The 15,453-nt window shown below is 56.4% G+C and carries 13 protein-coding genes; 2 read left to right on the top strand and 11 right to left on the bottom strand.

Features of this window, described 5'->3' with window-relative positions; translation table 11 throughout:
* Nucleotides 1–93: 93 nt before the first annotated feature.
* The 9 genes from tatC to PYL13_RS08185 form a co-directional block, all read right to left on the bottom strand.
* Entirely contained in the window at nt 94–906 is an 813-nt protein-coding gene (tatC, locus tag PYL13_RS08225; RefSeq protein WP_275640986.1) for a twin-arginine translocase subunit TatC, read from the bottom strand.
* A complete protein-coding gene (gene tatB, locus PYL13_RS08220) occupies nt 903–1,733 on the bottom strand; it encodes a Sec-independent protein translocase protein TatB (RefSeq protein ID WP_275640985.1) in 831 nt (276 codons plus the stop codon). The genes tatC and tatB overlap by 4 nt, the downstream gene beginning before the upstream one ends.
* A gap of 58 nt (nt 1,734–1,791) precedes the next feature.
* On the bottom strand, nt 1,792–1,995 hold the full coding sequence (locus PYL13_RS08215; RefSeq protein ID WP_192487679.1) for a twin-arginine translocase TatA/TatE family subunit: 204 nt from the start codon (nt 1,993–1,995) through the stop codon (nt 1,792–1,794).
* Nucleotides 1,996–2,133: 138 nt separating this feature from the next.
* Nucleotides 2,134–2,865 (bottom strand): SMC-Scp complex subunit ScpB, encoded by a 732-nt coding sequence (gene scpB, locus PYL13_RS08210; protein ID WP_259144999.1) that lies wholly within the window; start codon nt 2,863–2,865, stop codon nt 2,134–2,136.
* Nucleotides 2,858–3,706 carry a segregation and condensation protein A gene (locus tag PYL13_RS08205; RefSeq protein ID WP_250982703.1) on the bottom strand — a complete coding sequence of 283 codons (849 nt, stop codon included), beginning with the start codon at nt 3,704–3,706 and terminating at the stop codon, nt 2,858–2,860. Before PYL13_RS08205 ends, scpB begins: the two co-directional genes overlap by 8 nt.
* 41 nt (nt 3,707–3,747) lie before the next feature.
* A complete protein-coding gene (gene nagZ, locus PYL13_RS08200; protein WP_275640984.1) occupies nt 3,748–4,764 on the bottom strand; it encodes a beta-N-acetylhexosaminidase in 1,017 nt (338 codons plus the stop codon).
* 115 nt (nt 4,765–4,879) lie between these two features.
* Nucleotides 4,880–7,834: an SPOR domain-containing protein gene (locus tag PYL13_RS08195; protein WP_368077675.1), complete on the bottom strand. Its 2,955-nt coding sequence runs from the start codon at nt 7,832–7,834 to the stop codon at nt 4,880–4,882.
* 129 nt (nt 7,835–7,963) lie between these two features.
* Nucleotides 7,964–9,721, bottom strand: coding sequence for an arginine--tRNA ligase (gene argS / locus PYL13_RS08190; RefSeq protein WP_275640982.1), 1,758 nt, complete (start codon nt 9,719–9,721; stop codon nt 7,964–7,966).
* 62 nt (nt 9,722–9,783) lie between these two features.
* Nucleotides 9,784–11,001 (bottom strand): deoxyguanosinetriphosphate triphosphohydrolase, encoded by a 1,218-nt coding sequence (locus PYL13_RS08185; RefSeq protein WP_192487673.1) that lies wholly within the window; start codon nt 10,999–11,001, stop codon nt 9,784–9,786.
* Between the two features lie 185 nt (nt 11,002–11,186).
* Here PYL13_RS08185 and erpA point away from each other — a divergent pair, with 185 nt between their 5' ends.
* Entirely contained in the window at nt 11,187–11,519 is a 333-nt protein-coding gene (gene erpA / locus PYL13_RS08180) for an iron-sulfur cluster insertion protein ErpA (protein ID WP_192487672.1), read from the top strand.
* Between the two features lie 86 nt (nt 11,520–11,605).
* Nucleotides 11,606–12,397 (top strand): exodeoxyribonuclease III, encoded by a 792-nt coding sequence (gene xth, locus PYL13_RS08175; RefSeq protein ID WP_275640981.1) that lies wholly within the window; start codon nt 11,606–11,608, stop codon nt 12,395–12,397.
* Between the two features lie 127 nt (nt 12,398–12,524).
* On the opposite strand, the gene exoR is transcribed toward xth, so the two are convergent.
* On the bottom strand, nt 12,525–13,319 hold the full coding sequence (gene exoR / locus PYL13_RS08170; protein WP_192487670.1) for an exopolysaccharide production regulator ExoR: 795 nt from the start codon (nt 13,317–13,319) through the stop codon (nt 12,525–12,527).
* Nucleotides 13,320–13,861: 542 nt separating this feature from the next.
* Entirely contained in the window at nt 13,862–15,163 is a 1,302-nt protein-coding gene (locus PYL13_RS08165; protein WP_275640980.1) for an OmpP1/FadL family transporter, read from the bottom strand.
* Nucleotides 15,164–15,453: the final 290 nt, after the last annotated feature.

The following is a 15,453-nucleotide window of genomic DNA, read 5'->3' as shown; positions in this document are numbered from 1 at the left end:
TTCCAGACTGTTCGGTTTGCCTGCGGTTACTTCAAAAAAGCAAAAGCCGGGCTTGAAGCCCGGCTCATGAAAAATAGCATGCCGGACCAAACGTCAGGCGTCTTCGGAGGCTTCGAGCTCCCTGCCTGCATTTTCCGCCTCCCGCTTCTTCTCCACGAGTCGAGCCAAGTATATGGAAATCTCGTAGAGAATGATCGCAGGCAGCGCAAGACCGATCTGGGAAAGCGGATCGGGCGGCGTTAGAACGGCGGCCACGACAAAGGCAATAACGATGGCGAATTTGCGCTTGTCCTTAAGCGTCTGGCTGGTGAGCAGACCAACGCGGGCCAGAAGCGTGGTGACGACAGGTAGCTGGAACACCAGACCGAATGACAGCACCAGCGTCATGATCAGGCTGAGATATTCCGACACTTTCGGCATCAGCGAAATGGCAACTTCGCCCTCTTCCGGCAACTGCTGCATGGCAAGGAAGAACCACATGACCATGGGCGTGAAGAAGAAATAGACGAGTGCTGCACCGATCAGAAACAGGATCGGTGATGCAATGAGGAATGGCAGGAAAGCAGCGCGCTCATTCCTGTAGAGGCCGGGCGCCACAAACTTGTAGAGCTGCGAGGCAATAACCGGAAACGCGATAACAATCGCGCCGAACATCGCCACCTTCACCTGGGTGAAGAAGAATTCTTGCGGGGCGGTGTAGATGAGTTCTGCCTTGGAAAGGTCAAGTCCTGCCCAGGTCACTGCCCACTTGTAGGGAATGACCAGAAAGTTGAACAGGTGCTTGGCAAAGCCGAAGCACACCACAAAAGCAGCAAAAAAAGCCACCAGCGACCAGATGAGCCGCGTGCGCAGCTCCATCAGATGCTCGACAAGCGGCTGGGGTTTGTCTTCGATATCGCCGCTCATGCTTCGTCCTTCTTGGCAGTCTTTGCAGTGGCGGCGGTTTTCCGCACCACTGGCTTCTTGGCGGCGGCAGGCTTGTCAGCCACATCAGTTACAGCCTTGGCAACGGATGGCTTTTTGGCAGCAGCGGTCTTGGCTGGCGCGGCTTTGGCGGGCGCGGCTTTCGCCGGCGTAACCTTGGCTGGCGTTGCTTTCACGGCGACCGGCTTTGCTGTCTCGACCGTATCAGCAGCAGGTGCGACTGACGCCGTTTTGGCTCTAGGCTTGGCGGCCGGCTTTGCAGCAACCGTGGTTGCCTCGGCCGTGGTGGCAGCCTTTGCCGTTGCTGCCTTGGCGGTCGATGCCTTCGGCGCACGCGGCTTTGCAGCCGGTTTTGCCTTGGCAACAACAGGTGCTGGCGTTGCAGCATCGGGGATGATTGCCGGAGGACTATCCGGCAACATCATCGAAGGTTCAGGCACCGAAACCGGTGTCGAGGAAGCTGGTGTCGCAGAGGTTGCGGACGTGCCCGACTTTGCGTCATCCAGTGTCGTTGCCTTTTGCAAATCGGATTTGATATCCTGACCAAGCTGGCGCAGCGGGTTCATGGCGTCCCGCAGGGAGTTTGTCGGATTCAGGTTCTGTACGTCGGAAATGGTACGACGGACATCATCCATATCAGCTTCACGCAGCGCTTCATCGAACTGACTGCGGAACTCGCCCGCCATCTTTCGAAGATTGGCCGTCATTTTGCCGAAGGCACGTATCATTGGAGGCAAATCTTTGGGTCCGACGACAACGATCAATACGACCGCAATCACCAGAATCTCGCTCCAACCAATGTCAAACATCAATATGCTCCCGAGACACGCTCGCCTCGCCGGTCAGACTGGCCTTGACGGCCAAGTCTTACTTGATTTCGTCAGCCTTGTGATCAACCGTCTTGCTGTCGGTCGATGCGGGCGGCGTTGCGTCGTCGTCAGCCATGCCCTTCTTGAAGCTCTTGATGCCCTTGGCAACATCACCCATCAGTTCCGGAATCTTGCCGCGGCCGAAAAGAACCAGGACAATGACCAGAACGATAAGCCAATGCCACACACTGAAAGAACCCATAACCGAAACTCCTGAATTGCGCTTTTAACCGATGTAAGATGTTTATTGCTGTTTTTCAAACACCAAAATGCACGCCCCTGCAATTGAGGAGTTGTCGCAGGTCAAACTCCCGCGAGGTTTTCCAGCATTTTAGTTTTATTAGTCGTCGTCGCCGGCGCCACCGGGCATCAACAGGCCCAGTTCTTCCAGATCCAGCTGCGTGATCGGATCTTCTTCATCCGTCAGATCATCGTTCATGGATGGAATCGGTATGCCGAAATTGGCCGGAATACGGCCGGAAAGCAGCCCTGCCCCCTTCAGTTCTTCGAGACCCGGCAAGTCGCGCAGTTCCTCAAGACCGAAGTGATCGAGAAAATCGACCGTCGTGCCCATGGTGACCGGCCGACCCGGTGTGCGCCGGCGCCCGCGAAACCGCACCCAGCCCGCTTCCATCAACACATCAAGTGTTCCCTTGGAGGTTTGCACGCCACGGATTTCTTCGATTTCCGCACGCGTCACCGGCTGGTGATAGGCAATGATTGCAAGGACTTCCAGGGCCGCACGTGACAGTTTGCGCGGTTCCTTGTCTTCGCTGCGAATGACGAATGACAGGTCACTGGCCGTTCTGAAAGCCCAGTTCCCGCCAATCTGGATAAGATTGACGCCCCGGTTGTTATAGGCAACCTTCAAGCGCCACATCAGTGCCGACACATCCATGTCCTTGGGCAGACGTTCGGCAATAAATGCTTCCGAGACCGGCTCGGCAGAGGCAAACACAAGCGCTTCGGCAATGCGTTCGGCTTCACGCTCCACGCGGCTCAGCGCCACCTGTGGTTCGGTTTTCACCACGTCCGCAATGGTGTTGTCGTCCATCGGTTCATGGTCACTCATTCTCGGTATCCTGATCAGGCTGGCCTAGCACCGGTTTGCCGGTGCCCTTGCGCATGAAAATCGGCTGAAAGGCGCCATCCTGCCGTATTTCGAGAGTGCCTTCCCGCACCAGTTCCAGCGATGCGGCAAAGGCGCTGGCAATCGCGGTCACACGGTGTGCAGGGTCGGCTATATATTGCAACAGATACTGGTCGAGCGCCGTCCAGTCATCGATATCGCCAAGCAGCGAGGTCAGCAGCTCACGGGCATCGACCAGCGACCATACCTGACGTTTTTCAATCGTCACATGGGTAATGGCATGGCGCTGCCGAAGCGCTGCATAGGCGCTCAGCAGATCATAGAGATTGGCCTCGAACACCGAGCGGCTGGTATGGGGAATATGTTCCGGTGCACCACGCACGAAGACGTCGCGACCCAGACGGTCGCGGTTGACCAACTTTTCCGCCGCCTCGCGCATCGCCTCAAGGCGTTTCAGGCGGAAGGCCAGCGTTGCGGCCATTTCCTCACCGCTTGGGCCGTCATCCTTGGCCTGCTGCGGAATGAGAAGCTTGGACTTCAGAAAGGCAAGCCACGCCGCCATAACCAGATAGTCGGCCGCCAACTCAATGCGCACCCGCCGCGCCGTATCGACAAAGGACAGGTATTGTTCGGCCAGCGCCAGCACCGAAATGCGCGACAGGTCCACCTTCTGCGTACGGGCAAGATGCAGCAACAGATCGAGCGGGCCTTCAAAGCCCGCAACGTCGATCATCAGCGCAGCTTCACCCGTAGCCCGCTCGGCAGTGTTTTCCTGCCAGAGCTTGTCCATAGGTGTGCTGGTGCGGGACTTGTCTGCCGCCATCTTCCCATCCGCCGGAAACCGGCCTGTTTTACCTGATGATATCAGGCAACTGCCCACATTGCGTTGAATTCTGCTCTCAGCGCCGCTTCATCGCCGCCGTCAGCCTGCTGGAAGCCCGCTTCAACTGCCTTCGCACGCTCCAGAGCGCGTCCAGACAGCACCGGGACTTCTTTCACGACCGCAAGCATTTCACTCATCACGCCGTTGCAATGCAAGACCATATCGCAACCGCCTGCCACAATATTGGCAGCGCGCTCGCCCAATGTCCCGCGCAGCGCATTCATCGAGGTGTCGTCAGACATCAACAGGCCATCAAAACCGATGCGGTCACGAATGATCTCGTCGATGACCTTTCTGGATGTGGTGGCCGGTGCATCCGGGTCGATCGAGGTAAACACCAAATGTGCGCTCATTGCCATCAGTTCCTTGTTCAGGGCACGGAATGGCACGAAGTCATGTTTGTCCAGTTCGTCCACCGGAACATCGACTACAGGCAGCTCATGGTGAGAATCCACCATGCCGCGCCCGTGGCCGGGCATGTGCTTCATGACAGGCAACATGCCGCCGGCTTTCAGGCCATCAGCCGCCGCCTGCCCCATCAGCGACACCGTCTCGGGGTCAAAACCATAGGCGCGGTTGCCGATGACATTGCTGGCGCCAGGTACCGGGACATCCAGAACCGGCAGGCAATCCACTGTGATGCCGAACCTCGTCAGATCAAAGGCATGCAGGCGCGACATCAGCCAGGCGGCGCGTAGCCCCTTTTCCCGGTCTGCCTTGTAGATTTCACCCAAGGCTTCTGCCGAAGGATAGGCCTGCAGGATTGGCGGCTTGATACGCTGTACGCGTCCACCTTCCTGGTCGATCATCACAGGTGCATCGGGGCGGCCAATCGCATCCCGCATCGCGGCCACGAGATCGGAGATCTGATCCGGCTCTGCGATGTTGCGGCCAAACAGAATAAATCCCCACGGACGTTCCGCTTTGTAAAAGGCAACTTCCTCAGGCGTCAGTGTCAGGCCACTGCATCCCAAAATTACGGCTTTAGATTCTGTCATGGCGCTCACCGGCTTCATGTGGAGGATTGGATGTGATGACCGGACGTACCGATCGGACAATAAAAAACCGGGAACGGCAAGCGCACCCGGTTTTTGAATTTTATGCCATCAGCAATTAGCGGGCAATCAGGCAGCTTCCGCCAGCGGCACGGTAACGCTCGCACAGTGCTGCGGCTTCATTCTTGTCGCCAGCTGGAATGCGAACCCGGTAATAGGTTCCCTTGCCAGCAACTTCCGCTGCCTTGATGTCAACGCCGCGACCACCAATGACCGAACCGAACTTTCCGGACAGGCTCTGGTAGGACTTCTGCGCTTCAGCCTGGCTCGGCAGCGAGGCGATCTGCACATAATAACCACCGGTCGAGACGGTGTTCTGCACAGGGGCAGCCTGCTGAGGCTGTGCCGGGGCAACCGGGGCCGCAGGTGCTGTTGCAACGGGCTGGTTGGAGGTAACGGCAGCATTTGCCTGCTGTGCGGCCGGACGTGCCGACGGTACAGGCGCGCCGTTATTGGCAGCAGCTGGAGCCGTTGCGGCAGGTGTTGCCACTGCAACCGGGCTGGTTTCGATGACCTTCGGCACATCGTTTGCAGCCGTGGCATTGTCAGCGGTGCTCAGAGGTGTTGGCTCAGGTGCAGCGTTGGATGCTGGTGTTGCCGGTGTCGTTGTTGGTGTCTCTGGCACTTCCTGTGCGACGAGCGTGCCATCCGGCTTGACGATCATCGTACGGACCTTGCGTGGAGATACGGCAGGTGCATTGCTTTCGGACTCGGATGCGCGGGCTGGTGCATCATTCTGCGCCAGCAGGCGTGGATCTTCGGTTTCACCAACCGGCGTACCCATGTTGCCGAAATCGCTTTCGTCCTCGCCTTCCATTGGCAAGTTCTCAGGGATCAGCGTCTTCTGCACAACATCAACCGGCTCTTCGTTGGAAGAGATCAGCGACGACTGCTTGGGATCAGCTGCGGTCTGGCCAGCAACACGGTCATACACCGCCTTATCCTGGTTCGGCACAGTCTTGCCACCTGGATTTTCAGGCACTTCCTTTACCGGATCATTGTCGGCAGAAATGATGATTGGCGCACCGTTGCCGGACGTCTGCGAACCACCGGACATCAGCGCGTAAACACCACCGGCAACCAGAACAACACCGAGTGCGGCAACCGGAACGATCCAGCGACGCGAACGACGCTCTTCGTTTTCATATGGCTGCATTGGCTGTTCATAGAGGTTCTGCGGTGCATGCTGCTGTTCAGCCCTGCCCTCAGATGCCGCCTTCATGCTGTGACGGAAATCCTCTTCCAGCGCCTTTTCAAAATCATCCAGATTTTCAAACGGTGCTGCGGCCTGCTGCAAACGGGCAGCGGACTGGTTTGGAGCATTTCTGTTGCGATCAAGACCAGCTGGCGTGGATGCAGGCGTAAACAGTGCCGCAAGCTCAGTGTCGAGGTCCAGATCATCATCATGACGGCGTGGGGCCGGCTTCGGCTCAAACACGCCAACTGGCAGATCCGGCACTTCCATCTCACCAATGGTTTCCGGACGATCTTCGGTATCGCCAATCTGGCCGTGGTCAAATGGCAGCGGCTCAAGCTCTACTGGTGCAGGCGCTGGTGCCCGTGCAGCAACCGGTGCTGGAGCAGGCTTGGCAGGCTGCGGCGCATAAGAGAATGACTGTGGAGCTGCAGCGGCAGGCTGCGTTCTCTGCGGAGCAAAGGCAGCAGCTGCTGCAACCACTGGAGCCGCAACAGCGGCAACCGGCGGGGACGGTACAGGCACAACGCGTGGCATCTCAATCGGCTTTGCGGCGACCGGCTCAACATTGCCGATATCGGACAGATCGAAATCCAGATCGATATCATCAAGCGCCATTTCGAACGCATCATCTGCGAAGGGCTCGAACTCAGCGGCAGGTGCGACAGGCTTTGGTGCCTGTGGCGTCGCCTGGCTGCGTGGAGGCTCGTAGAAGGACGGCGCAACCTGGAAGACATCAGGGCTTACAGGTTCGGCGCGCTTCAGAAGCGGGGCAGCCGCAACAGGTGCAACCGGGGCAGCTGGTGTAAAGACCGGCTGCTGGGCGGCGGTATTGTCGTTGCGGACGGAATAGTGATCAACGTCGTAAAGCAGTTCATCCATCGGGGAGAACGGTGCTTCAGGCGCCTGCGTGACAGGTGCTTGTGCGACAGGAGCTTGGGCAACCGGCTCGGGCGCAGGCTCGAACACTGGCTCAACCGGCGCCTGACGCACAGGCTCTGCCTGCGGACGTGGCGCAACCGGTGTGGCGCGCGAACCGAAGTTTGCCAGCGGCAGGCGCAGGCCCGACACTTCCAGCGACGAACGGTGCAGATGCGGAGCGGCCTGCGGCGTTGCGACGGGAGCCGCTACCGGGGCCAGCTGTGGCACGGTGTTCTGGGCCTGCAAGGTGGATGCCATTGAGCCAAAGTTCAGTTCCAGCTCATCGGCCAGATTGAAGGCAGGCTCGACACGCGGCAGCTCAGGCTCTTCCTGTGCAGGGGCTGGCTCTGCAGCCACGCTGACTGAGGGCAGCTCAAAAGAAGGCTCGCGATACTCGACCACACCAGGTTCGCTGACGTAGTTCCAACCACCCTGCTCCGGAATAGTCACTTCCGGTTCTGGCGCGAATTGCGGCTCTGGGTAATCGGGTTCAGCAGGCTTCGCGTAAGCCGCAACTTCCTGCTCGTAGGAAGGCGCAAAGGACGGCTCAAGCGAAACCTCTGGCTCGTCGTAAGCGGCAGGTACCTGAACGACAGGTGCCTGGGGCTCTTCGTGATAGCTTGGTTCAGGCTCGTAGCGCGGCTCTTCCTGATAGACAGGGGCCGTTGCGGCAGGCCGCTCAAAAGCCTGCGGCGGTGCCACCGGTTCGCGCGGAGTAAACTCGGCGACAGGATCCAGGCGTGGCGCATCGTAAATCTCGAATTCGCGCAACAGCTCGTCTTCGAGATTGAATTCAGGTTCCCGTCTTTCAACCTGCTGCGCAGGTGTCTGCGCAGCAACAGGAACGACATGTGAAGGACGTTCATCGAAACCGACGATACGGGTCAGTTCCGCCAAGGGATCATCCTCAGCGAATACATCACTCCGAGCGTCTCGATTATACGCGGCGTTTTTCTCGACCATTTCACGTTCCACTATCTACGCATTACGGCTTTTGCCAGCGCATTGTGGGTAAATGGTGACGCTTTAGCGCATTTCGGCCGGTGCATCGGCCCCTACGAGGGCCAGTCCGGACTTCAAAACATTCGCGACAGCATTCACCAGCCCAAGTCTGGCAACGCTTAATTCTCGGTTTTTATCGTTAACAAATCGTAATTCAGGCTGATCTTTACCTTTATTCCAGTGTCCGTGGAACGAACTTGCCAGATCATAGAGGTAAAATGCCAGTCTGTGCGGCTCTTGCGAAGAGGCCGCAGATTCGATCAGACGCGGATATTCCGCCAGCTTGGCAATAAGCTGTAACTCATTGACATCGCTGATCAAAGCAGCACCGCCTGCGAGGTCAGCCGTGCTGACGTCGAGATCAGGAAAGGCCTCTTTCGCCTGACGGAAAACAGACATGCAACGTGCGTGAGCATACTGCACATAAAATACCGGATTATCTTTCGATTGCTCCGTTACTTTGGCAAAATCGAAGTCAAGCGGCTCAGAATTCTTGCGATAGAGCATCATGAAGCGAACCGGATCACGGCCGACTTCATCCACAACATCGCGCAGAGTGATGAAGTCACCCGAGCGTTTCGACATCTTGACCGGCTCACCGTCACGGAACAGCTTGACCAGCTGGCACAGCAGAACCGTCAGCTTGGACTTGCCCTCGGAAACAGCACGAGCAACCGCCTCAAGGCGCTTTACGTAGCCGCCATGGTCTGCGCCAAGCACATAAACCATTTCAGTGAAACCGCGGTCGAACTTGTCCTTGAAGTAGGCAACGTCAGCCGCAAAATAGGTGTAGCTGCCATCCGACTTGATCAGCGGACGGTCCATGTCGTCACCAACCTCGGTGGAGCGGAACAGGGTCTGTTCGCGGTCTTCCCAGTCCTCCGGCAGCTGGCCCTTTGGTGGCGGCAGCGTGCCCTTGTAGACATGGCCCTTGAAGGTCAGGTCATTGATGGCCGACAGGATAGGACCGGCATTGCCGGCATGCAGCGTGCGCTCGGAATAAAACACGTCGTGCTTGACGTTCAGCGCTTCGAGATCTTGCCGGATCATCGCCATCATTGCGGTGATGGCCTTGTCCTTGACGATCGGCAGCCACTTTTCTTCCGGCATGGCGCGCAGCTTGATGTCGTATTCGTCAGCCAGTTCCTTACCAACAGGCACGAGATAGTCCCCTGGGTAAAGGCCTGGTGGAATGGCGCCAACATCTTCACCCAGCGCTTCGCGGTAACGCAGGAATACCGACCGCGCCAGAACCTCGATCTGCGAGCCGGCGTCGTTGATGTAATATTCCTTGGTCACGTCATAACCGGCAAATGACAGCACGTTGGCAAGCGTGTCACCGACAACGGCGCCACGGCAGTGGCCAACATGCATCGGGCCGGTCGGGTTTGCCGAAACATATTCGACGTTGACCTTGTGGCCCTCGCCCATTGTCGAGCGGCCAAAATCAGTTCCAGCCTCGATCATTGTCGACAGCAGGCGCTGCCAGTAACCGACGGAGACCTTGATGTTGATGAAGCCGGGGCCTGCAACATTGACGTCGGCAACATCAGGTTCACCCTTCAGCTTCTCGACAATGATTTCCGCCAGGGCGCGCGGGTTGGTGCCAAGCGGCTTGGCCAGCACCATTGCAGCATTGGTGGCGACATCGCCATGGCTTGCATCACGAGGGGCTTCAACGGTTACTCGGCCGAAATCAACGGCTGCGCGGTTGTCCTTAACGATATCGATCGTTTCGAGCGCGTTTTTGATTCTGGTATCGAAGTCGGCAAAAAGGTTCATTGCATCCACCTGCGCGAACGGGTTTCCATCCGTATCCATGGTTAAAGAAGTTGAGGCGCTGCCTATCGCAAATCGGGGGTATGGTCAAACAATCGCTGGTGCGCCTTCAGTGCATAACTGTCGGTCATGCCCGCGAGATAATCTCCAACATGCCGTGCCAGCTGCCCTTCGCTGAGGCCAGCGATATGGTCCACCCAATAGTGGCCCTGCATTTCCTTCGGGTCCTGCATGTAGCGTTTGAACAGATCGCAAACGATTTGCGTTGCCCCGGCACGAACGCGCATGATCTCCGGATGGCGGTAGATATGGCCAAACAGCAGCTTCTTGATCTGCTTGTCGGTCTCGGCCATACCTTCAGAAAACGTGGCAATGGTAATGTCGGCGCCGCGCACATCTGCGGCACTCTGCGGATTGACGACAGACAGATTGTGCTGCGTGACGGCAATCACATCCTCGACCATGCGGGTAATCTGCCGGCGCATGATTTCATTGGCGAAACGTTCGCCATCGAGATTTGGATATTTGGCGCGAACCTCAGCCATAAGCCCGGCCAGAAACGGCACTTCTTCCAGCATCTCGAAGGTCAGATAACCCGAGCGCAGGCCATCATCGATGTCGTGGGTATTATAGGCAATATCATCTGAGATGGCTGCGACCTGCGCCTCAAGGCTGGCAAAGCTGCCAATTTCCAGATCGTTCAGCTTGCAATAATCAACGATCGGCAGTGGCACCGGCCCCCGCAGCCCCTGCCCGTTGGCGTCAACCAGCGGACCATTGTGTTTGACCAGACCTTCCAGCGATTCCCACGTCAGGTTCAGGCCATCGAAATCAGCGTAGCGGCGCTCCAGCTTGGTGACGATGCGCAGTGACTGGGCGTTATGGTCAAAACCACCATAGGGTTTCAGCATCTCATCCAGCGCATCTTCGCCGGTGTGGCCAAACGGTGTGTGGCCAAAGTCATGCACCAGCGCCACGCCTTCGGCGAGGTCTTCGTCCAGCTTGAGCGCACGCGCCAGCGCACGGGCAATCTGCGCCACTTCAACCGTGTGGGTCAGACGTGTGCGGTAATGATCGCCATCAGGGCTGATGAATACCTGCGTCTTGTGTTTCAACCGGCGGAACGCCGTTGTGTGCACGATGCGGTCACGGTCGCGCTGGAATTCGGAACGGGTCAGGCTGGATGGTTCAGGAAAAAGGCGGCCGCGTGTCGTCCACGGGTCGGCAGCAAACACTGCCCTCTCACCGCTTCCAAAACCCAATGCACGCTGATCAATTCTCATGTCTCACCCTGTTCTCGACTGCCATTGACGTTTCACACCCACATTCATACCTATGCTAAGGCCTGTCGCATAGTAACGGAAACACAGACTTTTCCTTCAAGCAGGGTATAGACCTCTTCTTTGAGTGTTTTATAATTGCGTTTAAACAAATCTCTCCGGACCTTGACCCCGGCCATGAGGACAACATGACACAGATAGACGTAACCCTTTCCGAATCGGCAGCCAAGAGAATCGCCGAAATCGTCAGCGCAGATGCCGGCAAGCAGGCCCTTCGTGTTTCCGTGGAAGGTGGCGGCTGTTCCGGTTTCTCCTACAAGTTTGACCTTGAGGACACACAAGCAGACGACGACGTGGTGATTGAACGCGACAACGCCAAGGTTCTGATCGACAGCATGTCGCTGATCTACATGGCCGGCTCCGAGATCGACTTCGTCGATAATCTTCTTGGTCAATCGTTTCAGATAAAGAATCCGAATGCGGTTGCAAGTTGCGGATGTGGAACGAGTTTTTCCGTTTAAACCCTTCCTGTGAGTTCAGCGGTAAAACGGGTGTCAATTGCCTTTTCATCGGGTAAAGATAGACCTTGAGAAAAACGGGGTATCCGATGAAAATCGCCACATGGAACATCAACGGCGTCAAGGCACGCATTGAAAACCTTTGCCAGTGGCTGAAGGATTCCAGTCCGGACATCGCCTGCCTGCAGGAAATCAAGTCCGTTGATGAAGGTTTCCCTCGCCTCGAAATTGAAGCTCTCGGCTACCACGTGGAAACACATGGTCAGAAGGGCTTCAATGGCGTTGCGCTTCTCTCAAAGATCAAGCCGGACGAAGTGCGCCGTGGCCTTCCAGGTGATGATACCGATGAACAGGCCCGCTTCATTGAAGGTGTGTTCTCGATCAAAGGCGGCGTCATTCGCGTCTGTTCGCTTTACCTGCCAAACGGCAACCCGCCGGATGATCCCGTAAAATACCCCTATAAGCTGCGCTGGATGGAGCGTCTGCGTGCCTATGCGGCGCAACGTCTTGAGCTTGAAGAGCCGTTCATTCTGGCCGGTGACTATAACGTCATTCCCGAACCCTATGACTGCCACGACCCGAAAGTCTGGGAAGGCGACGCGCTGTTTCTGCCGCAGACACGGCAGAGTTTCCGCCGTCTGGAAAATCTCGGTTTTGTCGATGCGGCCCGTGCGACAACCGATGCGGCGGGACTTTATTCCTTTTGGGATTATCAGGCTGGGGCATGGCCGAAGAACAACGGCATTCGCATCGACCACCTGATGTTGTCGCCGGAAGCCTCTGACAAATTGCAGGCAGTTTCGATTGAGAAACATGTCCGCGCCTGGGAAAAGCCATCGGACCATGTGCCCGTTTGCGGTTTCTTCAACTTCGCCAGCTGATCTTATCAGCCTGCGGTCGCGCAGGCTTCACTCACCCATGAATTTATGCATACACATCCGTCGCCACCTCTCAGGTGGCGGCGCTAAAAAGGCGTGAGCTGTTTACAGGGATAATCCTTATCAGGGATCAGTCCAGATTGCCGGAGCGGATGCTCTGGGCAAGCGAGATGGCGTCACGGCGATCTCCCTCACCAGCCACCGCAAAAGCCTGTTCCTGCAAATCCTGAACCCAAGGGCATTCAGAAGGGTTGCAACGATCAAGAGCTGCGGTCATGAAAGCAAGTCCGCGTACGGTCTGGCCTTCCTGGAAGATCACATTGCCAAACACCGACATGGCACCAGCATGGCCGTTGCGGCGCGCCTGGTTTAGCCACTTCTTGGCCTGCATAGCATCCGCGCGACCGCCCTCACCCGCCAGAATCATCTGGGCAAGCTGGAACTGCGCTTCTGCAACGCCAAAGGTCGATGCCACCTGGAAATAGATCTGGCGGGCCTGCGACATATCAGGCTTTACCGGGCTGCCCGGAATGCCATGGCGATAGTAGTCGGCCAACGACAGCAGAGCGTTCACGAAGAAGCCTGTGTCTTCAGAACCCGGCTCTACGCCCTGGCTGGCAATTTCATTGTAGATTTTGAAGGCTTCGAAGTCGTTTTTGGCGACACCGTCACCATAGGCATACATGTTGGCCAGTGCCCAACGGGAGCCTGTGTGGCCCTTTTCGGCCGCATAACGATAGGCTTCTACCGCGTCTTCCTTCTTACCGTTCTTGTAGGCCTTGAAGCCGAATTTGAAGAGGTCGAACGGTCCGGATTCCTTCGTGACACCCGCATTGATATCGAATGCAGCTGCTGGCATTGCCAAGGAGGCAATGAGGAAACCCATACACAGGGGTTTCAGGATGTTGGCTTCACGTTTCAACATTTCACCGAACTTCTTTCATTCGTCTCGGCGTATATCCAAGACCGCTGTCACACTGCAAAGACAAACCGCAGTCATTTGCGATTTTCCGAGGCGACTGCGTCTTTCTGGCCGCAGTTATCACTACGCGGTCATTTGGAAGCCGAGTCCAATTCCGTGTTTGACGGAAACAGATATAGGAAACATTTCCGGCAAGATAACGGCGTTTACCAACAGCCTGTTTGGCAGTTGCAATCGATGGAGATGCCCGTCTCCGCTGATAAGCCTTACACCCTGAATTCAAAACCGTTTTCACTTTCACCACGTTCACGGATGCTACGCGACACGCTTGCCCCCCGGCAAAATCGCCACCCGTGAGAATAGCGAAACGCTTCCTTTGTGGCGGGAAATGGACAAATGCGCCTCTCTCTCACCGCGTGCATAAGGTTGCAGAAATGTGTTGCTAAATCGTCACAATTTTGAGCCACAAAAAAAGAAAGGCCCGGCAGGGACCGGACCTTTCACTTTTCCAATCAGACGTCATTCTGCTTCAGTAAATGCGTCGATCAGAACTTGACCTTGATGCCGGTTGAGATGGCCGCCACGACATCGTTGCCGAAGTCATAACCAGCCTCATCCCCACATATCGCCGTTCCCGTTCCACAACGCGCACCGCCAATAGATGAACTACCCGAGGTCAGCAGACCAACCGCACCGGCGATCTTGAACTCAATGTTCTTGTTCGGTGAATAGATCAGCTGTGTGCCGAGCATCCAGGTGTCTGTCTGTGTCCCGATGACGGTCGAGGTGCCACGATCCCAGGTGACGCTAACCGCCCCACTCCACTGATCGTTGAACTTGTGCCCAACACCACCTGAAACAGTCCAACCATCACGGTAGAACAGGTCAAGCGTGTTAAGCGAACTTGCTCCAGGAACGCAGGGAGAAACGCCAACAGGGCAGAACGGTACGACCTGGATCTGGCTCCAGTCGGTCCACTTGACAGAACCGAAGGCCAGCCAGTCCGGTGCGATACCGGATTGCAGCTTCAACTCAAGACTGTCCGGCATGGAAACCGATCCATAGACAGGAGTAATCTTGCCGCCGTAAATGGCCAGTGGCGTGCCAGCCACAGCGGGTAACCCCGTCAAATCAACGCTACCGCTGAGATCGTGATCAACAGCGCTGTTATAAACAAGGCTCGCACGGAATGCTATTTCCGGGATTTCATAGGCAATGCCTGCGCGCCAACCCCAGCCATCACCTTCCATATCTAGCTTGCCAATGCCTGAGTACAGGCTGGGATACGCCGGACCGAGAGCAGCGGGGGCGAGAACCTGGCGATACTTGTAACCGCTGATTTCCTGATAGAATGCACCACCGATGATCGAGAAATCGCCCTTGCCGGCTTCAAATTTGACTCGGCAAGTCGCGGCATAGTTATTCGACTTGACCTTGGTTTCGATGTTGTAGCTGGAACCCTGCCAGATGCCGGGATTGAGATCCGCACCCCAAGGCTGCGAATAATCGAACATGCAGTCGCCGAAATCGCCGATCGAGGCCTTTCCACCAATTCGCGGCGACCAATAGCTCTCCGCATCGTCCGCAGAAGTGCTCCAGCTAGCTGGCAATGGAATAGCTGCAGGAGGGGTAGTGCCTGGGCTCTTGTACGGATTATCTACCGCGTTTTTCACCTTGCGGTGCGGCATCACGAAGGTGCCGGAAGCATCCAAGGCGTAATCTGAAGGTTCGAACAGAAGGTCGATGTTGTAACCACCGCGCTCCAAACCGCCAGCAAAGGACGGCGATGCAACAATGCTGCCTGCGACGAGGCACAATGCGCCTTTAATAAATCCACGTTTTGCCATCTCTCTCCCCAAACAAGGCAATGTGATGGTGAAACAGTGAAGCTGTTCGCCCAAAATGACAATGCCAGAATTTTGCCTGCTACCTTTAGATTAGCTCAAAAGTTTTACGTAAGTTTTTGATAAATCCAAAAAAAATCAAGCCATTTGGGACGAGATTCCAACATAATTAGAATTTTAGACAAAACGCAGAAATAAATTCTACCGAACCCGCAAACTGTAACATTATCACTACAGCTTGGGCATTCGGGAAAATATCGCGAAAAACTGTAACATCCGATACAGTTTTCGGC

It is taken from the genome of Agrobacterium sp. Azo12 (assembly GCF_029193765.2).
GTDB lineage: Bacteria > Pseudomonadota > Alphaproteobacteria > Rhizobiales > Rhizobiaceae > Agrobacterium.
Note: the sequence above shows the minus strand (reverse complement) of the source record. Positions and strands in the feature narration are given on the sequence as shown.